Source organism: Mesobacillus sp. (genome assembly GCF_047739415.1).
Taxonomy (GTDB): domain Bacteria; phylum Bacillota; class Bacilli; order Bacillales; family Cytobacillaceae; genus Mesobacillus.
The window spans coordinates 1-23,290 of the sequence record NZ_JBIQOE010000210.1; the positions used below are offsets into that span (position 1 = coordinate 1).

Sequence of the window (23,290 nt, forward strand, 5' to 3'; positions counted from 1 at the left end):
CTTCAAGGTAAACATCCTTGATACACCTGGACACCAGGACTTCTCCGAAGACACATACAGAACATTGACAGCTGTTGACAGTGCTGTGATGATCATCGACTCAGCAAAAGGGATTGAGGATCAGACGCTCAAGCTCTTTAAAGTTTGCCGCATGAGAGGAATCCCAATTTTCACTTTTATCAACAAGCTTGATCGCCAGGGTAAAGCGCCACTGGAATTATTAGCTGAACTTGAAGAAGTTCTTGGCATTGAATCATATCCAATGAACTGGCCGATTGGAATGGGTAAAGAATTCCTCGGAATCTATGACCGTTTCAACAACCGGATCGAGCAATTCCGGGTAGATGAAGACAAGCGTTTTATTCCTTTGAATGAAGAAGGCGAAATTGATGGAGATCATTCCATGAAAGAGTCTTCCCTGTATGATCAGACATTAGAGGAAATCATGCTATTGGATGAAGCGGGAAATGAATTTTCAAAAGAGCGGATTTCAGATGGAACATTGACACCTGTATTCTTCGGAAGCGCCCTGACGACTTTCGGTGTCCAGACCTTCCTTGATTCCTATCTGCAATTTGCGCCGGAGCCTCAGCCGAGGAATTCGACTGCAGGGGAAATTGATCCACAATCAGAGGAGTTTTCTGGCTTTATCTTTAAAATCCAGGCAAACATGAACCCGGCACATCGCGACAGAATTGCCTTCCTGCGAATCTGCTCAGGCAAGTTTGAGCGAGGCATGACCGTCCAGCTTAGCCGTACAGGAAAATCAATGAAGCTTGCGCAGTCTACACAGTTCATGGCTGATGATCGCAGTACAGTTGAAGAAGCTGTAGCAGGTGACATCATCGGGCTTTACGACCCGGGCACATACCAGATTGGTGATACGATTGTTTCCGGCAAGGAAGGATTCCTGTATGAAAAGCTTCCACAGTTCACACCAGAACTTTTCGTAAGGGTTTCAGCAAAGAACGTAATGAAGCAAAAACATTTCCATAAAGGAATCCAGCAGCTTGTCCAGGAAGGAGCCATCCAGCTATTCAAGACATTGAAGACAGAAGAGTACCTTCTTGGCGCTGTCGGACAACTCCAATTCGAAGTATTCGAAGCAAGGATGCGCAACGAATATAATGTAGAGGTTCTGATGGAAAGACAGGGTTCCAAGATTGCACGCTGGATCGAAGGCGACGATGTAAACGAAAACCTGTCCAGCTCCAGGAGCCTGCTTGTCACTGACCGTTATGGCAAAAAAGTATTCTTATTCGAGAATGAATTTGCCTTAAGATGGTTCCAGGACAAGAATCCAGAAGTAAAACTTTATAATCCTATGGATGCTTCATAAAAGATTGAGCCGGCATTTGAATGCCGGCTTTTTTCATATTGTCAAATACAACAGGGACCGGGCGCAGTTTGACAGAAAAGCAGGTGCCACTTGAAATCAGAGATGGGTATTAGCTTGGTTTCGTTATTTTAAGTATTTCTATTGACATTTCGCAGTTCAGATACTATATTAATATTATTCTATATCGCTTTTATGCATAAAAGCGTTTAAGTATAAAAGTTACATACTCAGTGCCGGCAGATATTAGTAGAATCCCCATGAGCAGCAAGAAGAAACTGGATGGTTGATGTAAATCCAGGCAATGGCTGATTTGAAATACACCTGTCACAGGAAGGCACTGTTAATGAAGTGGGCAGATATGATTGTTTGCCAATTAGGGTGGTACCGCGGAGCTCCTTCGTCCCTAGACTTAGTGGAGCTTTTTGTATTTTACAACTAATTGGGGGAATCATCATGTTAAACCAAAGTCAATCAATATCATTGAAAACTTCTGAGGCAGCTGCTGTTATAATATTGCTTCTGGCGGGAATCGGTTATGGCATGATCAAACTTGAATTAATGCCGCACATTCCGGTCCTGATAGGAATCGGGTCATTGATAATATATGGTTTGTTTAAAAAAATCAAGATGGACGAACTTGAACATAGTATGATTGAGGGTGCCAAGGCCGGCCTGGGAGCTGTGTTGATTTTTTTCTTTATTGGAATGCTGGTCAGCAGCTGGATTGCTGCCGGTACCATTCCTACTTTGATCTATATCGCATTTGATTTAGTGACCGGAAAGTGGTTTTATGCGATTGTCTTTATCGTCACATCTGTTGTTGGGTTAAGCATTGGCAGTTCATTGACAACCTCAGCTGTGATCGGTGTAGCGTTCATAGCGGTTAGTGAAAGTTTAGGATTCTCATTGGCAATCACGGCCGGTGCGGTGGTTTCGGGCGCATTCCTTGGTGATAAAATGTCACCGCTATCTGATACAACCGTTCTAGCGTCTGCCACTGTAAAAGTGGATCTGTTTGAGCATATCAAAAACATGAGCTGGACGACGATACCTGCGTTCTTCATTTCACTTGTCATGTTTGCTGCCTTGTCCCCAGAACTAAGTTCAGCAGACTTCACAAAGCTTGGAAGCTTGCAGAATACTCTTGATGAGATGAATCTTGTAAACTGGTACTCACTCATTCCACTTGCTATCATTGCGGTACTTGCAGTGAAAAAAGTATCTTCAATGTTGACACTAGGAGCAGGAACCCTTTCAGCGATGATAGTCAGCATGATGGTTGTGCCGCAAAAGGACTGGGGGCAGCTGCCGGGAATTTTATATTCAGGCTATGTTTCTGAGAGCGGCAACGAGCAGCTGGATTCCCTGTTGAGCCGCGGGGGCCTTGAGAGTATGTATTTTTCAGTCTCGCTTGTACTTCTTGCTTTAGGTATGGGTGGATTGTTATTCAAGCTGGGTGTTCTTCCCGCTCTATTGCAAGGTCTTTCCAGCAGTCTGGAAAAGATACCTGTTCTCGTAGGATCAACTGCTTTATCTGCGATTGGGATTAACTTCTTGATTGGTGAGCAATATCTTTCAATTCTTATAACAGGCAATACATTTGCAGGCCACTTTGAAAAAGCTGGTCTGCATCCGAAAAACCTTTCTCGTGTCCTGGAGGATGCCGGAACAGTACTAAATCCGCTTGTTCCCTGGAGCGTTTGCGGCGTTTTCCTTAGCAGTGTCCTTGGAGTCAGCACGATGGATTATGTACCATTTGCGTTCTTTTGTCTGCTGTCACCGGTATTGACACTGGCAGCAGGTTTTACTGGAATAACCTTATCGAAGACAGGGAAAAATGCGGTGGCATAAGCTGCCGCTTTTTTGTTGCTTACTAATGCTAATTATGTGCCTGAAACCCGGGTGAACACATGAATTGTGGAACATAAAACCCGATTATGTGCCCGAAACTCAACAGAACACATGGTTTGGGGAACATAAAACCTGATTATGTGCCTGTAAACTCAAAATACATATAAGTTGGGACACATTATCCTATAGAAAATATTAGTACCTAAAAGTTTCATTAATTCTACGATTACTTTAAAATGAAAGGTATGCTTATGAGAAACAAATGTTAAAAAATGTTCTTTTAAATTGCACACTGGATAGTTGAATTATCCATGGCGCTTCACTATATTAAGGATGGTATAGTAATAACCGTCCGGTCAGTCACTGTGTTTTACCGCCGAAAGGAGTTTGCGTATGAAAATCAGCAATTTTTCAATTAGAAGGCCTGTTTTTACATTAGTGACCATGTTCTTGGTCCTGATTCTTGGGGTTGTTTCTTTGATGAGGATTCCTTTGAAACTGATCCCGGATATAAATCCGCCTGTTGGGGTAGTTGTAACCAATTATCAGGGAGCCAGTCCTGAGGAAGTTTTGGAAAAGGTGACGAAGCCACTCGAGGCTAATTTGGCTACGCTGCCGGGAATCAAGACGATGACTTCTACTTCACAGGAAGGTGCCAACCTAATCCTGATGCAGTTTTCCTGGACAACCAATATTGATGATATCCAGGATGAAGTCATCCAGAGGCTGGATATGACGCCGATTCCAGACGACGCGAATAAGCCGAGATTCATGAAGTTCGATCCGTCTCAATTTCCAGTCATCCAGCTATCATTAAGCTCTGGGCAGGATGAATCTGCACTAAGGGAGCTGGCGGAAGAGCTAGAACTGGAGCTTACCAAGGTTGAAGGGGTCGCAAGCGTCAATTTATCTGGTACATCCGTACGGGAAGTAAGGGTGGAACTTGACCAGGAAAAGTTAAAGAGTTATAAACTGAGTCAATCAGACATTGTTGACCTGATCAGGGCTAATGATGTATCGATGCCTGGTGATACGATTTTGACAGATGGCAAAGAACTGACGACCAGGATCATCAGTACTTTGGATTCATTAGATACGTTAAAGAGCTTGACAGTATTCAATAATCCGGTGACAAATCAGAAGATTAAACTGGAGGATGTTGGAACAATTGAGTTGCAAAAACAGGATGATAATACGATTACAAGGACGAATCAAACTCCTTCCGTACTGCTGAGTGTCCTGCAGCAATCGGATGCCAACACGGCAGAGGTTTCTGAAGCGTTTCTTGAAGAGTTGGAGACATTGCTTGGAAGGGATAAATACGCTGGGATAGAGTCGGAGGTACTCTTTGACCAGGGAGATTACATCAAAATGGCAATCGGAAATATTTCAAACTCCCTGATTGTCGGGGGATTGCTAGCGATGGCTGTTCTGTTCTTCTTCCTTAGAAATGTGAAGAGTCCCCTCATCATCGGGATTGCGATTCCGTATTCCGTTATCTTCACCTTTGTATTGATGTTCTTTGCTGATTTCACACTGAATATCATGACCCTTGGGGGGCTGGCACTCGGAATCGGGATGCTGGTGGATAATGCGATCGTCGTCATCGAAAATATATATCGCCATCTTTCAATGGGAAAGGATCCGAAAACAGCGGCAAGAGATGGAGCTAAGGAAGTAGGAGCTGCCATTACTGCATCAACTTTGACGACTGTAGCAGTGTTTTTGCCAGTTGTCTTCATCTCTGGTATCATTGGCGAGCTGTTTACAGAGTTCGCTTTGACGATTTCATTCAGTTTATTTGCTTCATTGGTGGTTGCGTTGACCGTTGTCCCAATGTTAGCCAGCAGGCTGTTGAAGGCGCCGAAGAAAAATCTCGAAGCGAGAAGGCAGCGTTCAGGCTCATTGAGAGGATTGGAAAAATCAATCAGATGGGCACTGCGCCATCGATTCATCGTCATTCTGATCACTTTGCTGATGCTGGCCGGAGGCGGTTATGGAGTGACAACAGTTGGCACCCAGTTTATCCCACCAACGGATGAAGGGTTCTTCAGCATCAGGGTGAATCTCGAAAATGGAGCTGCACTTTCTGAAACCCAAAAAGTCATGGCTGCTCTCGAAGACAAGTTGAAGGATGAAGAAGAGGTCGATGTTTATGTAAGCCTGGTTGGGACTACCCAAGAGGCTTCATTCAGGGGCACAACGAATGCCAACGTCGGTGAACTGTATGTAAAGATGGATGAGCTAGAAGAACGGGAAATCAGTACCTTCCAGTTTGTCGATGATGTGAAAAAAGAGCTGGAACAAGCCGCGGCAAATGCAAACAGCAGAGCTGAACTAGGTTTTAATATGCAGTCCACTTCCGGTTCTGCTCCGAACACCTTGACTTTCAACGTTCGCGATTCCAGTGAAAAACGCCTGAATGAGTCTATTGATAGAATATATGAATCCCTGAAGGAGCTCGACGATGTCAATGAACTGACTACAAGCCAGAATGATACTGTTGAGGAAATCCAGATTACGGTTGACAGGGAAAAAGCACTGGCCCAGGGACTGGCACCAGCGCAAATTGCCATGATTGTTAACAACGTAACTCGTGGGGATATGGCAACACAAATGCCCGGTGAAGATGGGGAAATTCTTGGTGTATATGTTGAATATGATAGTGAAGTAACCAAGAACATCGATGAGCTGAAACAGCTGTTGATCAAGAAGCCTGACGGTAACTATGTCACTCTTGGCCAGGTTGCCAATATTGAAATTGGCAGCGGTCCTGTAAAAATTCAACGGATCAATCAACAAGGCGCAGTTGAATTTACGATGAAATACAAGTCCTCAACGAACCTTGGTGATATATCCAAGAAGGTGGATGAGAGGATAGCTGAGCTTGATTTACCAGATGAAACTGAAGTTGTTTTCAGCGGAGACAGGGAACTGCTCGAATCATCAATTGATGATCTTGTACTGGCTTTCGTTCTGGCAATCATCTTGATCTATCTTGTAATGGCAGCCCAGTTCGAGTCACTGAAGTATCCATTTGTCATCATGTTCACGGTTCCGCTGATGGTGATTGGTGTCGCACTGGCGCTGACGGCAACGGGAACACCAGTTAGCTTGACAGTGGTTATCGGAATCATTGTGCTTGCAGGTATCGTTGTTAACAATGCGATTGTGATTGTCGATTATATCAACCAGAAGAAAGAGCGTGGTTTGATACCGCATGAAGCGATTGTCCTTTCGGTAAAAGACAGGGCACGCCCTATCTTGATGACGGCGTTGACGACCATTCTTGGACTTCTTCCACTCGCGCTAGGCATTGGGGAAGGGACTGAAATCAACCAGCCAATGGGAATTACGGTCATTGGAGGCCTGATCAGCAGTACATTCCTGACCCTGTTTGTCATTCCTGTAGTCTATAGTTTCTTTGACAAGGACTACCGAAGAAGAAATAAAATGTATGCGACACCAGATGGCCATCTGGTACCAGCCTATCTGCTAAAAGAGCATACAGAGTCAGGATTTGAAACGGGAACGGAAGAGAGGCCGACAACATACCAAAAGGGAAAATACACGAAAGAAGAAATGGCCGGTATGTTAGAAGAGCTCCTTCAACAAATAAAAGACGAAGAAGGTTCAAATCAAGATTATAGAAGACGAAGATAATGTGAGATGTCTGGCTGAGGTTAGCCAGGCATTTTTTTTGCGGTCAGAAAAGCCCACGAAACACGAAAAAGTTTCCTCAATGAGTTGCCCCCACCCCGTTATTTATCGTATTTTTCAGAATAATCAGCAAAGTAATTGCGGATGTAAGCGCTTATCGTTAAAATAAAGCTAATAAACGGTGAGGAGGACATTCATGGAGTACGGGTACTTTTTCACAGGATTTCCTGGATTCATCAGCAATCAATTGATTAGGGAAGTTTTACGGAAAAATGATAGTAAAGGTAAGATTTATGTATTGGTGCTGCCTAATATGGTTGATAAGGCAGAGACTGAGAGAGCAGCAATCATTCGGGATTTTACCCTGTCTGAGAGTCAGTTCGAGATTATAAAAGGAGATATTACAATATCAGGCCTGGCGATTGACGAAGAAAAGCAAGCTCAGCTTGAGTCAGCTGTAACGCATGTCTTCCACCTGGCAGCTATATATGACCTCGCGGTTCCAAAGGAAATTGCGTACCGTGTGAATGTGGATGGAACAAGGTACGTGAATGAATGGGTGAAGTCCTTAAAAAATCTCAAGCGCTATACATACTTCAGCACCGGATATGTTGCCGGCAAACGGGAAGGTATATTATATGAGGATGAATTAATCAAGCCACCCGGTTTCAAAAACTACTATGAAGAGACTAAATATGAAGCTGAAGTCCTCGTAGAATCATTGAAGTCCGAGATTCCTGTCACCATCATCAGGCCAGGGATTGTTAAAGGTCATTCAGCAACAGGAGAGACCATCAAATTTGATGGCCCGTATTTCATCATGAATTTTATCGACCGACTCAGCTTCATGCCATTCTTGCCAAAGCTTGGCAAAGGCGATACTGTTGTCAATCTTGTGCCAGTGGATTATATTATTGAGGCGACAACCTATTTAACCTTTGCTGATAAGGGAGCAGGGAAAACATATCATCTTACAGATCCCAAACCATACAAAGTGTCTGAGCTTTATGAAATGATGATGTATGAATTGTTGAAGAAGCAGCCAAAAGGTTCTGTACCACTGGCGCTGGCAAAAGGAGGGCTCAATTTCCGGGTGCTTAGGACGTATCTTGGAGTTGAAAAAGAAGCACTTGACTATTTTACATGGAGAGGCCATTTCGACTCTTCCCAGGCACAAGATGACCTAAAGGATTCAGGGATCACCTGCCCGGATTTTAAGGAAGGGATTGCTGCTATGGCGGCATTCTATCGAGAAAATAAACATAAGACTCAATACCAAATAAACATTATATAAAACTTTAAATTATTGGCAGGTGAATGAACGTGCATTCAGTTGAAGAAGTGCAAAAGATGTCGGTATTGGCACCAGCGACAGGTGAAGTTATTGCCGAAATCGAGGAGACGCCTGTCCATGAAGTTCCTTTGTACTATCAGCAGGCGAGGAAGGCTTTTAGGAATTGGAGCGGTCTTGCCATTACTGAGCGTGTCGGATATTTACGGAGACTTAAGCAGCTGATGGTCGATGAAATGGACGAAATCGCGAAAATTATCTCAGATGATACTGGCAAGGTATTGACCGAGTCAATTGTGGCCGATATCATGCCGACACTTGATGCAATCGATCATATTATCAAACATGCTGAAAAGGTTCTTAGCAGGCAAAAAGTTAAAACACCTTTATTGCTCATCGGAAAAAAATCCTTTATAGAATATATGCCTCGTGGCGTTGTTCTTGTAATATCACCCTGGAATTATCCGCTGCAGCTGGCGATGGTACCGATGATCAGCGCTCTGGCAGGAGGCAATTCTGTCATCCTGAAGCCATCAGAGGTAACTCCGCTTGTTGGTAAATGTATCGAAGACTTATTCCGGCGCTCAGGGTTCCCTGAAGGAACTGTACAGGTGGCGCATGGCGGCAAGGAAGTTGGCGCTGCTTTTACCTCGGGTAAGCCAGATTACATCTTCTTTACAGGCTCTGTCCGTACAGGGAAGATCATCCAGCAGCAGGCTGCAAAGGATTTGATTCCAACAACCCTGGAGCTCGGCGGCAAGGATCCGATGATTGTATTTGAAGATGCCAACCTTGACAGGGCAGTTAAGGCAGCTGCGTGGGGTGCCTTTACAAACAGTGGCCAGGTTTGTATGAGCGCTGAGCGATTATATGTGGAACGGTCAATATATGCAAAGTTCCTTGAAAAATTGAAAAAAGAAGTCAATTCTCTTCAGCAAGGGAACGATATAAATTCTGATGTCGGATCTATGACCTTTCCTGCCCAGAAAGACGTGGTAAGAGAACAGCTGGATGAAGCACTTGAACGGGGGGCGAAATTGGAAACTGGATTGAAACCTTCTGATTGGAAGGAAGACATGTTCCTGCCGCTTACCGTCATTACTGAAGTCGAGCAGGATATGAAAATCATCCAGGAAGAATCTTTCGGACCATTGCTTCCTGTTGTCCCATTCGATACTGTAGAAGAAGCCATCGCGTATGCTAATGGAACCGTGTATGGACTAAATGCAAGTGTATGGACTCAGGATAAAGCGAAGGCGCGTCGTGTCGCTTCCCAACTTGTATCTGGAGCAGTCGTTATCAATGACGTGCTTATTACTGTAGCCAACCATGGTCTTCCGTTCGGGGGAACCAAAGAAAGCGGCATTGGCCGATATCATTCTGAGGCAGGTTTGAGGATCTTTTGTCATGAAAAAGCAATCATGGAAGACATGGGTATCATGAAATCTGAAATTCAATGGTATCCATATAAAGGTAAATATCCATTGTTCCTGAAATTGTTCAAAAGCTATTTTGCAGAGAAAAAAGACTGGCTCACTTTTGCCAAAAACTATATCGCACTTCTAAGAAGTAACAAATAAAATTCAACCGTCCCGCAATTCGGGGCGGTTTTCTTTTTCAGCTAGTGTAAGTGCTATCTATTTTCCTTTTTCAGTTTTCAGGCTGACACTATGGATTCATTTTACGAAATAAATTTAACAAATAACTGGAAAAATGATAATTCGAAGCACAATTTGGACAATCTAAAACAAGTAACAAAATGCGCAGGATTAAAAAAAACGTAATTTCCAGTTGTTCTTTTTAGAATTCTGCACTCATAAAGGCACCAATAATAAGACTAAAGGATGAAACGTGACGTGGCGATTAAAAAGAACTTAACCAAACTAGAAGCGGTAATGTGGAGCATCGCACTGCCAGGTTTTGCCCAGCTATTGACGGGGAACCTTGTCAAGGGCATTTTATTTGTCCTGCTTGAGTTCCTTGTTAACGTTAATAGTAATTTTAACAAAGGAATAATGTATAGCTTCCTTGGGGAAACAGAAAAGGCTATGCATGTCATGGACTACCAGTGGCTGATGTTTTACCCATGTTTATATATGTTCGCTATGTGGGATGCATATAGAAGCGTCATGTCCGAGGAAGAGAAAATCACCTTTTTGCCTTTTGTGTTTTCTGCCTATTTCGTAACGGTTGGTTTGATGATATCACCGAAGGTTAAATTATTTGGACTATTTCCAGGACCGGTTTTCCTTCCAATGCTTTTTGTCATTCCCGGAGTGCTTACCGGATTTTTGGTCAGGAAGTTATTACTTAAGTTTTATTACCATTAGAATTAAGGTGATACCATTACATATACAATAAACTCTATCTGCCTGGGAGGATTTTTAATTGTGATATGCTCCCGGGATGGTGCGGTCCGTTATGCGGACTAATCCGATACGTCGATAAAAGATGGAAGGGGCACTTCAAGTTACTGTTTTTTTATCGATATTTTTAAAAGTTAAAATTCTTTCTAAAACCTTATATATCAACAATGTTCTTAACACTTCGGTCATATTTTGACTGAACTTTTTTATTTTTTTCTAAAAAACCCCCATAACATAGTAAGCGCAAACGTAACCTTGTAGTGATTAAAGCGGCCGCTCCTAAAAACTTACGAGGTGAACTGAGAATGAAGAAACTTTCTAACCAAGAGATGAAAAAAATCGCCAAGAGTACATTGGCTTTAGTGCTTGCTGGAACATTTGCATTTTCGCCAGTTGCAATGGCAGAAGAGAACAATTCTGAGGTTGAAACGGTAGAACTGCAAAATGTCAGCCCTGAAGAACTTGAAGAAGCAAAGACACAGGTCGATGAGCTTGAAGAAACGAACCCATCTTTGATACCGGGAGACTTCTTCTACTTCGCTAAAATTGCTCTTGAGAAGATCAGGCTTGCTTTTACAATCGATAATGCAAAAGAAGCTGAATTGCTTGCTACATACGCATCAGAACGCCTTCAAGAGGCAAGTGCTTTGTTCGCTGAGGGAAATGAAGAAGAAGCCCTTAAAGTAATCGAAGCAGCTGTTGAATACATGGAATCTTCACAGGAAATTGTAGATGAGGAAGTATCAAAGGAAGAAGATGCTGATTCAGAAGAAGAAACAGACGCGGAAGATGGTACACCTTCTGATGAAGACACAGAGGAAACAGATTCTGAAGAATCAACTGAAGATGGAGAAGAGCCTGCTGACGACGTTGTAGCTGAAGAGCCTGGCGATGAAGACGCGTCTGAAGAAGAAGAAGTTGTAAGTGAAGATCCTTTCGAAGAAATCGAAGGAATGCTCAGACAGAATATCATTGCATTAAAAGCTGCTATGGAACACGTTGGCAATGAAAATGCAAGAGCTCAACTTCAGAAGAACATTGATAAAACATACGCTAAGATGGCAAAAAAATTGGCTAAATTAGAAGAGAAATATGCAGAGCAGCCGGTTGAGGAAGAAGATACACAAACAACTGAGCCAGTGGGACTAGAACCAGTCGTTGAGTCAGATCTTCTGCCTGCTGATGAAACACCTGTAGTTGAAGAGTCTGCTGAAGAAACAATGCCTGTAAATGACGACACAACTGTAGTACCAGTAGTATCGCCAAAAGCAGAAAAAGAGAAAGCTAAACAAGAGCGTAAAGCACAAAAGGCTGTTGAAAAACAGGAACGCAAGGAAGCTCAACAGCAAAAGAAAGAAGAAAAACACCAGGCTAAGCAAGATAAGAAACAAGAAAAGAATTCAAAGAAACATGAAAATAAAGGCAATGGAAATGGCAAAGGTAACGATAAAAACTAATGCATAATGAACAATAGACTTGAAAAGATAGCTATAATTGGCTATCTTTTCACTGCCTAACCACAAATAGAGCAATTGACAGACTATGATATAATGTGGGGAGAAAAGAGGTGAGGCTATTGCTAAGTTTATTGTTCATGGCAAAGAAAAAGCGCAGGCCACTGGAAGAAACCGTAGAAAAAATCCACCAGGGGGATGCTGCTTTAAGAGAAGAATTGATTGATTCTTATAAGCCATTTATCGCGAAGACTGTTTCATCTGTCTGCAAGAGATACATACATGAGTCGGACGATGAATTTAGCATTGGCCTCATCGCTTTTAATGAGGCAATCCAAAAATATTCATCTGAAAAAGGGAATTCTTTATTAAGCTTTGCAGAAGTCATGATTAAGCGTAGGGTAATTGATTATATCCGCCAGCAGAGCCGGAATCAAAACCTGAGCTTCCATATATCGAATGATCCGACTGAGGAAGAACAACAGAGGTCGACAATTGAAGATGAACTTTCTCTTGATGAGTTCAGAAAAAAAACAGAACAGGAACTAAGAAGAGAAGAAATCATTCAATTCCAGGCAGTCTTGAAAGATTTTGACCTATCTTTCCAGGATTTGCTCGAGCAGTCGCCTAAGCATGCAGATGCTCGGAAAAATGCGATGCTTGTTGCAAAATCAATGGTTGAAAACGAGGCATTAAAGAACTTGCTTCTCGAAAAAAAACGCTTGCCAATCAAGCAATTGGAAGACATGGTCAAAGTCAGCAGAAAAACCATAGAGAGAAACAGAAAATATATTATTGCAATCGCACTTATTTTAATTGGGGATTATGTATATTTAAAGGATTATATTAAAGGGGTGTTAGAGACATGAGAAAAGGGGTTATCCTTGAAATCAATGATCTTTACCTAACATTGTTGACCCCCGAAGGCGAGTTTTTACGGGCCCGAAAGCTTCAACAAGATTATCAGGTAGGAGAAGAAATTCATTTTTTTCCAGAAACGTTAACTGTTAATAAGAAAAGATTTAATCTATCTTTTTTAAATAGCTTTAAGGCAAGGAGTATTGCGCTGGCAGCAGTATTTATGATTGCCATGACTGCGCTTGTTCCTGCGTATCAAAACGGACAGGTTTACGCATATATGTCCATTGATTTGAATCCAAGCATTGAATTGGCAGTCAACGATGATTTAAAGGTTCTCCGCATGACAGGTTATAATCCTGAAGGGGAAGAAATCATTGAGGAAATTAAAGGCTGGAAAAAGAATGATGCAGCAGTGGTTGCAGAAATGATCATTGAGGAAATCGAGGATGAAGGTTTCTTAAAAGAAAACAAAGACGTTGTCATCGCGACTGTCCATAATAAGAAGGCAAAAGAATCAGTAGATTTAGCATTAGAAAAAAAGATTACTGAAATAAAAAAATCAACACAAGATGAAAACCTGAATTTCAAGGTGATGGAAGCAACAATTGAAGACAGGGAGAAGGCACAAAAGCAGGGTGTTACGACTGGTGTATACAAAGAAAAGAAAAAGGATACGCTGAAGCCTGCAGATAATATGGGTGAAAATAAAAAAACCAAACCAGATCCTGGAAAAAAAGATACTAATCCTTCGGTTGTTCCACAGCCTGAAAAGAAGGAACCACCAGGTCAGGTTAAGAAAAAAGTTCCTGATGCTCCAAAAGGAAAACCAGACAAGTCAGAAACACCATCCCATGATAAAGACAAGGGGAATAAAAATTCCGGAAAGAGCAACAATGGCCAAGGTAATAGCAAGCATGCTGATAAAGGCAACAAACAAAAAAATGGCCAGGAACCAAAACAACATAACAACGAAAAAAAGTTTAATTCTCAGCAAGGCCATAAAAGTGACAACAGAGGACAAGCTGGGAAAAACAAAGATAATCCTGGTAGGAATAACTAATATTAAAAGTCCGGAATTCAATCCGGACTTTTTTCCATGTCCATATTCAATTGTTTGCATCGATAATGGTTATCCTATATACCATAACCAATATTCAGGTGTTTTATTGCTGTTTCTGTCCTGAAAGCTGTGCCTGCGCTTGTTGAACAAGGCGTTTAGTGATTTCTCCGCCGACTGAGCCATTTGCTCTTGAAACTGTGTCGGATCCTAGACTAACTCCGAATTCCTGGGCGATCTCATATTTAACCTGGTCCATGAACTGTTCAACACCAGGAACCAGTAATTTATTTGAATTACGAGCCATCAATATCAACTCCTTTGATAGTATACAGAGAAAAATTTCTCTGTATAGATAGTTTGAACACAGCAGGTAAATTCATAAGTGGTAATCTTTTATCATTTTGGATAATGTTTACCTTGTTTTTTGCTCTGTTAAGGCACAACGGTGAGGTTAAACATTGTTGATTCTAGCGGAGGCGTATAGAACGGGTGGAAACTGCAAGAAAGTACTTTATTAATTAGATGATATTCTTTATCATAGGTATGTAAATGAATCAGGGCTGAAAGGAAGCAATTATGTGGATTAATATTAGAAGAAGGTTAGATAAATTATCTCCTGCGCAAATTATCGTTGCGTATTATTTGATTGCGGTAATTGTCTCGATGAGTTTATTAAGTTTGCCTATTGCCATACAGCCCGGGGCAAAATGGTCTTTCATGGATGCGTTATTCACTGCCGCGAGTGCTGTCAGTGTTACCGGACTTTCAGTAATAACAGTCCGCGATACGTTTACTGTGCAGGGAATTTTTATCCTTATGTTTGTCCTGCAGTTCGGCGGGATTGGTGTCATGGCGCTTGGCACTTTCTTCTGGTTGATTATAAGGAAGAAAATAGGGCTGAAGGAACGCAGACTAATCATGATGGATCAGAATCAGACATCAATGTCAGGGCTCGTGAAACTGCTTAAAGAAATTCTTGTGATTATAGTCATTATTGAATTGATTGGTGCTTTGCTATTAGGTTTATATTTCTTAAAATATTATCCGACATGGCAAGAAGCATTTCTTCACGGTCTTTTTGCATCCGTCAGTGCTACAACCAATGGAGGGTTTGATATTACCGGAGCCTCACTGATTCCATATGCACAGGATTATTTTGTGATTACAATCAATATGCTATTGATTACTCTTGGTGCAATTGGTTTCCCTGTGCTGGTTGAACTAAAAAGTTTTCTGTTCAGAAGTAAAAAAAGCGGTCCGTTCCGTTTTTCGCTATTCCTTAAGATAACAACTCTTACGTTCCTTGGACTCCTTATTTTCGGAACAGTTGCGATCTGGGCACTGGAATATAATCATTTCTTATCCGATAAATCTCTGTGGGATTCATTCTTTTATGCATTTTTCCAGTCCACTACGACCAGAAGCGGAGGATTGGCAACAATGGATGTGAATGATTTTACTGATCCAACCTTATTCCTGATGGCGGCTTTGATGTTTATCGGGGCGTCACCAAGCTCAGTCGGCGGAGGGATCAGAACAACAACTTTTGCGCTAAATCTCTTGTTCCTTTACCATTTTGCGAGAGGTAGGCGAGCAATCAGGGTATTTAACAGAGAGTTGCACCAGGATGATATAATCAAGTCTTTGGTTGTTTCCATCATGGCTGTACTAATATGTTTCTTTGCCGTCCTTATTCTGATGGTCACTGAGAATCAATCACTATTGGCCATCATTTTTGAAGTTGCATCTGCGTTCGGAACAACAGGCTTATCCATGGGCATCACTCCAGAACTATCGACGATCGGAAAAATGGTCCTGATTATTTTGATGTTCATCGGAAGAGTTGGAGTCATATCCTTCCTGTTGATCATTGGCGGTAAAACAGTAAAAGAAAGCATCCATTATCCAAAAGAACGTGTAATAATAGGGTAATGTTCATTTTCAAAAAAAAAATCCGGGTTCTCCCGGATTTTTTTGTTCTCATATATGATTTTATCAATCCTGTCCTTTGCTCACATCTTTTGTTGGGTGCATAAATGGATAGCCCTGAGGCTTTCTCTTTTCCTCAAGAAGATCTCTGTTTTCAGCTGTGTTCCACCCTATATCATTCGTAGGGTGTACCCATTTATCGCCGGCCATGACTGCTGGGTCTGTCTCGTCAGTCCAATTTTCAAGCGGTGAGTTTTCGGATGCGTAAAGACTGTCTCCAATGATGACTCCATGCTCATTCTTGAATGGTGCTTTCATTTCGATTCCTGTATTTTTAAAGCTCGGAGCATTTATTTGATGAGGCAATGTTTCCTCGATATCCAATGGTTTTAGCTCCCTGTCCTTTTTTGCCATTTCAGCTCCTCCTTTTTGAGATTATTTTTTGTCTTATGCGGTTTTTTATTAGATAGTTTCATTTGTAAAATTAGGTAATCAAATCAGTACATAGCAAACCGCCGATTGAAAAAAATAGTAGTATGGAGGTGGTTAGAATGGCTAAACGGAAGGCAGAAAGAAATGCTTTGGCTAAATATACAAATACACCTAAGAAAAATCTTCAGGAAAGCGAATTTTCTGCAGAGTTTGCTCATGGCGAAGATCCAGGTAAATTTGCCAACAGAAATTCAAAGCAGGGCAGGAAAGGAAGATCGTGATGAAAAAGCATGAAGGTCGGCACCAAAAGCCAATGAACGTTGAGTTTGGCATGGAGTTTGGCGATATCAATGCTGGTAAGCTTTATGAGCTCCCTTTTAATAGCAAAAAAACGAAAAATAAAGCTGATAAAGATTGTAAATAAAAAACGAGTCAAAATAAAAAGCCGGCTGTTTATGCCGGCTTTACATCTTGCATCTTAAAAGTGAAAAATTGGGGTTGCTCCAATTTAGAATCAAAATAAACAAGCATATAAGATGGGGAATACTCAACTTCTCCATCTTCAATAAATTTCTCCAGGTCGATCGTGATATCCTCAAGCAGTGTATGCTTATACAAATCTTTTTCACTGATATTTAATTCGGAGTACTGACGGCCAAGGGCATCAGGTTTATGAATGATGCCACGGTACAATTCAGAACGCTCCTGCTTGTCCAAACTCAGTTCCCACCAAGGTTTGCGTGGCTTATGTTTCGCGCCTGCAAGATAATCATACTTCATCAAGCTTTCGATCGCTTCTAAATTATCCACATCTTTTTCCTGGAGAAAATTGAACAGCCTTTTGAACAGGTCTTCGAGCTGATGGCCAATCCGGGACCATCCTCTTGTCTCCCAATAAGAGCCAAATTCCTGAAAGAAATCAAATGGTGATGGGAAAACCTTCGTGACTAGATATTCAACGGTACGATCCATCCGGTGGTCATTCCAATATTTTTCAAGTACATCTTCAACCTGCTTGATCTTGATGATGTCATTGAAATCAAGGACATTATTCCCGAGGATTTCATATGGTGAATGATCCATATACACATAATCATGCTGATCGGCTTGCAGTCTCAATCCAGTCCCTCTCAGCATCTTCAGGAAGCCAAGCTGCAATTCTTCGGGCCGCATTGCAAACACATCATTAAATGTTTTTTTGAACGAATGATAATCTTCTTCTGGCAAACCGGCGATTAAGTCAAGGTGCTGGTCTATCTTGCCGCCTTCCTTGACCATTGTCACAGTGCGCTTCAGCTTATCAAAATTCTGTTTTCTCATGACCAGCTCATTCGTATAATCATTAGTCGACTGGACGCCAATTTCGAAGCGGAATAATCCTGCAGGCGCTTCCTGGTTTAGGAATTCAATGACCTCAGGGCGCATGATATCAGCAGTGATTTCGAATTGGAACACAGTCCCAGGAAGATGCTCATCAATCAGGAACCGGAACATTTCCATTGCGTAGCTTCGACTGATATTGAATGTCCTGTCGACGAATTTGATTGTCTTCGCACCATTCGCCATAAGATAACGGATATCTTCCTTGACATTCTCCCTGTCGAAGTAGCGGACACCGACTTCAATTGAAGAGAGACAAAACTGGCAGCTGAAAGGGCAGCCGCGGCTTGTTTCGAGATAAGTTACCCGTTTGGAGAGATGGGGAAGATCTTCTTCAAAACGATATGGAGATGGAAGTTCTTTTAAATCCAGCTTATTGCGTTGGGGATTCATTTGGATGCTTTCGCCTGTTCGATAAGCTATGCCAGGTACTTCGGAAAAATCCGCTCCTGAAGCTAGTGCAGAAAGAAGCTGCTTGAATGTCTGTTCACCTTCACCGATGACGATGAAGTCAAACTCTGCGACTTCCTTCATCCAATCCTGAACGTCGTAGGTAACCTCAGGGCCCCCTGCAATAATTTTAATCTCTGGGTTGATTTTTTTGATCATCTTAATGACTTTAATCGTTTCTTCAATATTCCAAATGTAGCAGCTGAATCCGAGGACATCTGGCTGCTTTTGAATCAAATCTGACACGATATTGATGACGGGGTCCTTGATTGTATACTCAACTAGCTTCACGTCAAACTCTGGCTGAGCATATGCCTTCAAATACCTGATTGCAAGATTGGTGTGTATATATTTCGCGTTGAGCGTTGTTAGTACTATGTTCATTGAAAAATCTCCTTTGTAAAAATCCAGCAGCAAATCAACTTTAAATTATATCTCAGTTTGGACAAAAAAGACAGGTTGAATGCAGTTGAAGAAAAAGGAAAAGAGCCATTCTCTTGAGGAATGGCTCTTGCTAGTGCTTATATTAGGAAGTGTTAACTGCTCAATAGCTTCCGCCTATAAAACCTCAGGATGGCTGTGAACCTAGTTTTGAGTCGGTTGATCCGTGAGGTTTTAAACTCGATCAGTGGCTGTGCTATTGCTGCTGCGTACTTGCTGGACAACAGGAAAGTCAAGAGCAGTGCGATGACTGCCAGCAAAAGGATACGTTCAGGACTCTGGAAGAAGTTCTGAACTTCGCTTTCGCGGAAGGTTCGTACAAAAAACCCGTGCAGCAGATATACATAAAGTGTATTTTTTCCCAGGTCTGTAAAGAAATATTGCTTCTTTGGAACGATTGTCAAAAAGCTGAACACCATCAGCAAGCTTAATAAGTAAAAGCCCAATCGTGTGAACATACTTGATATTGAAGCTGCTTCCATCATTGAATAAGGCTTGGAGCCCAGGAGCCATTTATAATCTACTTCCGGGTTGAACAAAAATCCTAAAAACACTGCGGTGAAGACCACAAATGCTCCAACTTTGAAGGCAGGCCTTGTCAATGTTTTAATATGGTCTTTTGTCATATGGTACCCGAGCAGGAACAATGGAAAGAAAACAAAGGTCCTTGAAAGACTTAAATAGTTGGATATCCAATCTACATATCCGACAGCTAAACCTAATCCAAATGCTATCAACAGTCCAATAGGTGCTTTAATTTTCGAAAAGCCGATCAGCATGATGTTCCAACAGAATAAACTGATCAAAAACCATAGAGACCAGTGCGGATTCAATGGATCCATCGTAAAAGTGGACTTGCTGTACAGGAAATAATAGAAAATGGAATAGATCAGCTGAAAAATAAAGTATGGCAGTATTAGCTTCTTGGCAATTTTCATTACATAGCCTTTTTTATTGAAGCCTCTCGCGAAAAATCCAGAAACAAGGATGAAGGCCGGCATATGGAATGTATAAATGACTTTATAAACATTATAAATCATTTCATTGTCTTCAATGAACGAGCGCAAAAGATGGCCAAATACGACGAAAAAAATCAAGATGAACTTGGCATTGTCAAAGTAGTAATCTCGTTGTTTCATATTTCCTCCTTAATTAGAGACCCCCAAAATACTAACCCTTTTTTACCCCACTCAGGATAAATGCAAACTAGGCTAATTGCTCAAAATTAAGGAATTAAATCCTAAATCAGGAATAAATGCATCTGTACTATTACAATTTTTTCTCTGTTATATAAAAGTTTTTCATTATAATATACGGCTTAAGTTAAATATTTTTGGGTGTGTTCCATTAAAAAAGTGCAAATGTTTGATATATGTCACAGCTTAATAATCGTAAAGTCTATAAAATTATTAGTGGGGAATGTTTTAAAGTCAATTACCTTAACAACCAAATTGGGGAGGGAGATTATGTCTATCTTACCGAAAAAGAATGAATTAGGTTTTTACGAGATAAGACTTGAATCGATTGGAGGGCTTGGCGCAAACCTTGCAGGAAAGATGCTTGCGGAAGCAGGTGTTCTAGGCCTTGGTTTGAACGGATCCAACTTTTCGTCATATGGATCGGAGAAAAAGGGATCACCGGTGAAAAGCTTTGTCCGCTTCTGTGAACCAGACACTGAAATCAGGGTCCACAGTCCAATAGAAGAGCCGCATGTTGTCGGCGTATTTCATGAGGCACTTTATAAAATGGTCGATGTAGTAAGTGGGTTGCGTCCGGACGGAATCCTGCTGGTGAATTCGACGAGAGATTTTGATGACATCAAAAAAGATCTTCATCTGGAGCATGGAACACTGGCAATTGTTGATGCGCTATCCATCGCTGTCGAGGAAAAAACGAAAGTAAATACTGCGATGCTTGGTGCATTGTATCGCATCATTGATTTCCTTGATCCCGAAGCGATGAAAAATGTTATCCGCAAAACTTTTGAAAAGAAATATCCTCATTTTGTTGAGCCGAATATCAGGACGTTCGAGAGAGGCTACAATGACGTTCAATTTAAAACCTACGCACCAGAAGAAGGAGCACAGGGCAAAGAATTCAAGCGCCCAATGCCGCTGCTTGGATATGAAACACAGGAAATCGGCGGTGTGATTACAGCGCAGGCAAATAGTATCCTCAAGGATTTAAGCGGTTCCAGACAAGGATTCCTGCCCCAATTCAATCAGCAAGAATGTATTAATTGTGCTGCATGTGATACTGCATGCCCTGATTATTGCTTTGTATGGGAAGAAGGAGAGGACAAACGCGGCAGAAAGCAAATGTTCCTTAAGGGAATCGATTATCAATATTGCAAAGGCTGCCTGAAGTGTGTTGAAGCATGTCCAACTACTGCGTTAAGCGAGCTGAGAGAAATGATTGGCTATGCTGAGGAGAATCAAGTAAAACATAACTATCCTTATGTGACTGGAGGGGTTTCTTAATGTCCGTTCTTGAAGAAAACGTGAAGGCAATGAGTACAGCAGAACAGGTGACAACCTTTGAATCCGGAAATGAAATGGCGGCAATGGCTGCAGCCCAGATCAATTATCATATCATGGGCTATTTTCCGATTACCCCTTCAACAGAAGTTGCTCAATACCTGGATATGATGAAATCCAGAGGCGAGCATGATATAAAATTAATTCCTGCTGATGGAGAACATGGTTCAGCGGGTATCTGTTATGGAGCTGCAGCAACCGGAGCTCGCGTGTTCAACGCAACAAGCGCGAACGGGTTAATGTATATGCTTGAGCAGCTTCCGGTTCAATCAGGTACACGTTATCCAATGGTCTTGAACCTGGTAACTCGTTCAATCAGCGGTCCGCTGGACATCCGCGGCGACCATTCAGATTTGTATTTTGCGTTAAATACAGGATGGGTGATCCTAACCGCCAGGACACCTCAGGCTGTATACGATATGAACATTATGGCGCTGAAAATCGCCGAACACTCAGATGTTCGCCTGCCTGTCATGGTTGCATATGATGGCTTCTTTACATCCCACCAAAAGCGAAAAGTGAACTATTTCAAGGATCGTGCAGTAGTCCAGAGATTTGTTGGCGAGGCGCCGACTGAATATAATTTTGCCAGAGATCCTAAGAAGCCGCTGACAATCGGAGCCCATATGAATGGCGACGACTTGATGAACAACCACTTCCAGCAATCGGAAGCGATGTACAGAGCGAAAGATGTTTATAAAGAAGTAGCTGCAGAATATGCAAAACTATCAGGACGCAACTATGATATTCTTGACCTTTATCAAATGGAAGATGCTGACGTAGCGCTCTTCCTGTTGAACTCAGCGGCAGAGTCTGCCAAGGATGTTGTAGACAGTCTTCGCGAGAAGGGAATCAAGGCTGGTGTCATCAGTCCTAATATCATCCGGCCATTCCCTGCACAGGAAATCAGGGAAGCGCTGAAGAATGTGAAATCACTTCTTGTAGGTGAGCGTGCAGATTCCTACGGTGGACATGGACCTAACCTGACGCACGAAATTAAGTCCGCGCTTCAGGAAGACAGGGACAATGCAACAATCGTACAGAGCAGGGTGTTTGGACTTGGGGGCAAAGACTTCTATGCAGATGATGCAGAAGCATTTTTCGGTATGGCGATTGACGCCATGGAAAAAGGTTACGCAGAAAAGCCGTTCGACTACTACGGACATGTTGCAGGCGATCCTGAAAAAGCATTGAAGCAGGTCATTGAGCCACAGCATGGCGATGTCTATAATTCAGGACTTATCCAGGTAACAAGAGATGAAGAAAAGAATAAGCTGAATGTCAAAATTCCGCCTTTAAGAGCCTTGACTACAAAGCCGAAACGAATTGCATCAGGTCATGGCGCATGTCCTGGCTGCGGAATCTTCGGCGGACTGGAGCTATTCTTTAAAGGAATCGAAGGAGATCTCGTCATTCTTTTCCAAACGGGCTGTGCGTACGTTGTAACAACAGCTTATCCGCATACATCCCATAAGCAGACGACGATTCATAACCTGTTCCAGAATGGTGCGGCTACATTATCAGGAACGCTAGAGGCATTCCTTGAACTAAAGCGCCGTGGTGAAATCGAAGTGTCAGCAGATGCTACGTTCGTAATGGTGACCGGTGATGGCGGTATGGATATTGGCATGGGATCGGCAATCGGCACGGCACTTCGCGGACACAAGCTGATCATGCTTGAATACGATAACGAGGGGTACATGAATACCGGTTCCCAGCTTTCATACTCCACTCCTTTTGGCCACATGACGAGCACTTCAAACGTCGGCAAGGCACAAAAGGGTAAGGCATTCCACCATAAGGATACGGCCCAGATCATGGCTTCTACCAATATTCCTTATGTGTTCACTGGAACCGAAGCATTCCCGCAGGACCTTGTAAAAAAGGCTGCTAAGGCACAGTGGTATGCTCAAAATGTAGGGACTGTATATGGTAAGCTTTTGATAACATGCCCTCTCAACTGGAAATCGGAAGACCGCTTTGGCCAGACAATTGTCGAGGCAGCTGTGAATTCGAACTTCTTCCCGTTGTACGAAGTGGAGCAAGGTGTCACAAACATCACTTACAATCCAGAAGCGAAAAACAAGAAGATTCCATTGGCAGATTGGTTGAAATATATGGGTAAAACCAAGCATCTGTTAAAAGAAGAAAATAAGGATATGCTCGTGGAGTTTGAAGAAGAAGTCGAAAAAAGGTGGCAGCGCCTGAAGGCAAAACACGAAAACGAGTATCTATAATA

At 42.1% G+C, this 23,290-nt stretch carries 18 protein-coding genes; 14 read left to right on the forward strand and 4 right to left on the reverse strand.

From position 1 onward, the window contains the following. The 9 genes from ACH0QE_RS16590 to ACH0QE_RS16630 all read left to right on the forward strand — a co-directional run. Nucleotides 1–1,339: peptide chain release factor 3 (locus ACH0QE_RS16590; RefSeq protein WP_415801684.1), on the forward strand; the 1,339-nt coding region annotated here is incomplete at its 5' end. Nucleotides 1,340–1,792: 453 nt separating this feature from the next. Then, nucleotides 1,793–3,190 carry a Na+/H+ antiporter NhaC gene (nhaC, locus tag ACH0QE_RS16595; RefSeq protein ID WP_415801685.1) on the forward strand — a complete coding sequence of 466 codons (1,398 nt, stop codon included), beginning with the start codon at nucleotides 1,793–1,795 and terminating at the stop codon, nucleotides 3,188–3,190. A 393-nt stretch (nucleotides 3,191–3,583) separates the two neighbouring features. Beyond that, the gene (locus ACH0QE_RS16600; protein WP_415801686.1) at nucleotides 3,584–6,853 is read left to right on the forward strand and encodes an efflux RND transporter permease subunit; all 3,270 of its coding nucleotides are present in this window, start codon (nucleotides 3,584–3,586) and stop codon (nucleotides 6,851–6,853) included. Nucleotides 6,854–7,046: 193 nt separating this feature from the next. Further along, nucleotides 7,047–8,144, forward strand: coding sequence for an SDR family oxidoreductase (locus ACH0QE_RS16605; protein ID WP_415801687.1), 1,098 nt, complete (start codon nucleotides 7,047–7,049; stop codon nucleotides 8,142–8,144). A 29-nt stretch (nucleotides 8,145–8,173) separates the two neighbouring features. Further along, entirely contained in the window at nucleotides 8,174–9,721 is a 1,548-nt protein-coding gene (locus ACH0QE_RS16610; protein WP_415801688.1) for an aldehyde dehydrogenase family protein, read from the forward strand. Between the two features lie 315 nt (nucleotides 9,722–10,036). Beyond that, entirely contained in the window at nucleotides 10,037–10,471 is a 435-nt protein-coding gene (locus ACH0QE_RS16615; RefSeq protein ID WP_415801728.1) for a hypothetical protein, read from the forward strand. 341 nt (nucleotides 10,472–10,812) lie between these two features. After that, nucleotides 10,813–11,964: a DUF5667 domain-containing protein gene (locus tag ACH0QE_RS16620; protein ID WP_415801689.1), complete on the forward strand. Its 1,152-nt coding sequence runs from the start codon at nucleotides 10,813–10,815 to the stop codon at nucleotides 11,962–11,964. Between the two features lie 119 nt (nucleotides 11,965–12,083). Then, nucleotides 12,084–12,830: an RNA polymerase sigma factor SigI gene (gene sigI / locus ACH0QE_RS16625; protein ID WP_415801690.1), complete on the forward strand. Its 747-nt coding sequence runs from the start codon at nucleotides 12,084–12,086 to the stop codon at nucleotides 12,828–12,830. Continuing rightward, nucleotides 12,827–13,882, forward strand: a complete 1,056-nt coding sequence (locus tag ACH0QE_RS16630) for an anti-sigma factor domain-containing protein (RefSeq protein WP_415801691.1) — start codon at nucleotides 12,827–12,829, stop codon at nucleotides 13,880–13,882. The genes sigI and ACH0QE_RS16630 overlap by 4 nt, the downstream gene beginning before the upstream one ends. A 103-nt stretch (nucleotides 13,883–13,985) precedes the next feature. On the opposite strand, the gene ACH0QE_RS16635 is transcribed toward ACH0QE_RS16630, so the two are convergent. Next, a complete protein-coding gene (locus ACH0QE_RS16635; RefSeq protein ID WP_415801692.1) occupies nucleotides 13,986–14,186 on the reverse strand; it encodes a small, acid-soluble spore protein, alpha/beta type in 201 nt (66 codons plus the stop codon). 272 nt (nucleotides 14,187–14,458) lie between these two features. Here ACH0QE_RS16635 and ACH0QE_RS16640 point away from each other — a divergent pair, with 272 nt between their 5' ends. Then, on the forward strand, nucleotides 14,459–15,814 hold the full coding sequence (locus tag ACH0QE_RS16640) for a TrkH family potassium uptake protein (RefSeq protein WP_415801693.1): 1,356 nt from the start codon (nucleotides 14,459–14,461) through the stop codon (nucleotides 15,812–15,814). Between the two features lie 63 nt (nucleotides 15,815–15,877). Here the strand turns inward: ACH0QE_RS16640 and ACH0QE_RS16645 are convergent, their stop codons facing one another. Further along, a complete protein-coding gene (locus ACH0QE_RS16645) occupies nucleotides 15,878–16,225 on the reverse strand; it encodes a DUF3905 domain-containing protein (protein WP_415801695.1) in 348 nt (115 codons plus the stop codon). A 137-nt stretch (nucleotides 16,226–16,362) separates the two neighbouring features. Between ACH0QE_RS16645 and ACH0QE_RS16650 the strand changes: the two genes are divergently transcribed. Then, a complete protein-coding gene (locus ACH0QE_RS16650) occupies nucleotides 16,363–16,524 on the forward strand; it encodes a hypothetical protein (protein WP_023615140.1) in 162 nt (53 codons plus the stop codon). Then, entirely contained in the window at nucleotides 16,524–16,667 is a 144-nt protein-coding gene (locus ACH0QE_RS16655) for a hypothetical protein (protein ID WP_023615139.1), read from the forward strand. Before ACH0QE_RS16650 ends, ACH0QE_RS16655 begins: the two co-directional genes overlap by 1 nt. Before the next feature lie 29 nt (nucleotides 16,668–16,696). On the opposite strand, the gene ACH0QE_RS16660 is transcribed toward ACH0QE_RS16655, so the two are convergent. Together ACH0QE_RS16660 and ACH0QE_RS16665 are read right to left on the reverse strand one after the other, a co-directional pair. After that, nucleotides 16,697–18,457, reverse strand: coding sequence for a B12-binding domain-containing radical SAM protein (locus ACH0QE_RS16660; RefSeq protein ID WP_415801696.1), 1,761 nt, complete (start codon nucleotides 18,455–18,457; stop codon nucleotides 16,697–16,699). Between the two features lie 152 nt (nucleotides 18,458–18,609). Beyond that, complete coding sequence (locus ACH0QE_RS16665) at nucleotides 18,610–19,653, reverse strand: acyltransferase family protein (RefSeq protein ID WP_415801697.1); 1,044 nt, start codon at nucleotides 19,651–19,653, stop codon at nucleotides 18,610–18,612. A 327-nt stretch (nucleotides 19,654–19,980) separates the two neighbouring features. Here ACH0QE_RS16665 and ACH0QE_RS16670 point away from each other — a divergent pair, with 327 nt between their 5' ends. Both ACH0QE_RS16670 and ACH0QE_RS16675 read left to right on the forward strand, forming a co-directional pair. Further along, entirely contained in the window at nucleotides 19,981–20,994 is a 1,014-nt protein-coding gene (locus ACH0QE_RS16670) for a 2-oxoacid:acceptor oxidoreductase family protein (protein ID WP_415801698.1), read from the forward strand. Beyond that, a complete protein-coding gene (locus ACH0QE_RS16675) occupies nucleotides 20,994–23,288 on the forward strand; it encodes a thiamine pyrophosphate-dependent enzyme (RefSeq protein ID WP_415801699.1) in 2,295 nt (764 codons plus the stop codon). The genes ACH0QE_RS16670 and ACH0QE_RS16675 overlap by 1 nt, the downstream gene beginning before the upstream one ends. The last annotated feature ends 2 nt before the right edge of the window (nucleotides 23,289–23,290 follow it).

Coding starts and splice junctions, on each gene's coding strand:
- nhaC (WP_415801685.1), top strand. CDS start 1,793: ATGTTAAACCAAAGTCAATCAATATCATTGAAAACTTCTGAGGCAGCT.
- ACH0QE_RS16600 (WP_415801686.1), top strand. CDS start 3,584: ATGAAAATCAGCAATTTTTCAATTAGAAGGCCTGTTTTTACATTAGTG.
- ACH0QE_RS16605 (WP_415801687.1), top strand. CDS start 7,047: ATGGAGTACGGGTACTTTTTCACAGGATTTCCTGGATTCATCAGCAAT.
- ACH0QE_RS16615 (WP_415801728.1), top strand. CDS start 10,037: ATGTGGAGCATCGCACTGCCAGGTTTTGCCCAGCTATTGACGGGGAAC.
- ACH0QE_RS16620 (WP_415801689.1), top strand. CDS start 10,813: ATGAAGAAACTTTCTAACCAAGAGATGAAAAAAATCGCCAAGAGTACA.
- ACH0QE_RS16630 (WP_415801691.1), top strand. CDS start 12,827: ATGAGAAAAGGGGTTATCCTTGAAATCAATGATCTTTACCTAACATTG.
- ACH0QE_RS16635 (WP_415801692.1), bottom strand. CDS start 14,186: ATGGCTCGTAATTCAAATAAATTACTGGTTCCTGGTGTTGAACAGTTC.
- ACH0QE_RS16640 (WP_415801693.1), top strand. CDS start 14,459: ATGTGGATTAATATTAGAAGAAGGTTAGATAAATTATCTCCTGCGCAA.
- ACH0QE_RS16645 (WP_415801695.1), bottom strand. CDS start 16,225: ATGGCAAAAAAGGACAGGGAGCTAAAACCATTGGATATCGAGGAAACA.
- ACH0QE_RS16650 (WP_023615140.1), top strand. CDS start 16,363: ATGGCTAAACGGAAGGCAGAAAGAAATGCTTTGGCTAAATATACAAAT.
- ACH0QE_RS16655 (WP_023615139.1), top strand. CDS start 16,524: ATGAAAAAGCATGAAGGTCGGCACCAAAAGCCAATGAACGTTGAGTTT.
- ACH0QE_RS16660 (WP_415801696.1), bottom strand. CDS start 18,457: ATGAACATAGTACTAACAACGCTCAACGCGAAATATATACACACCAAT.
- ACH0QE_RS16665 (WP_415801697.1), bottom strand. CDS start 19,653: ATGAAACAACGAGATTACTACTTTGACAATGCCAAGTTCATCTTGATT.
- ACH0QE_RS16670 (WP_415801698.1), top strand. CDS start 19,981: ATGTCTATCTTACCGAAAAAGAATGAATTAGGTTTTTACGAGATAAGA.
- ACH0QE_RS16675 (WP_415801699.1), top strand. CDS start 20,994: ATGTCCGTTCTTGAAGAAAACGTGAAGGCAATGAGTACAGCAGAACAG.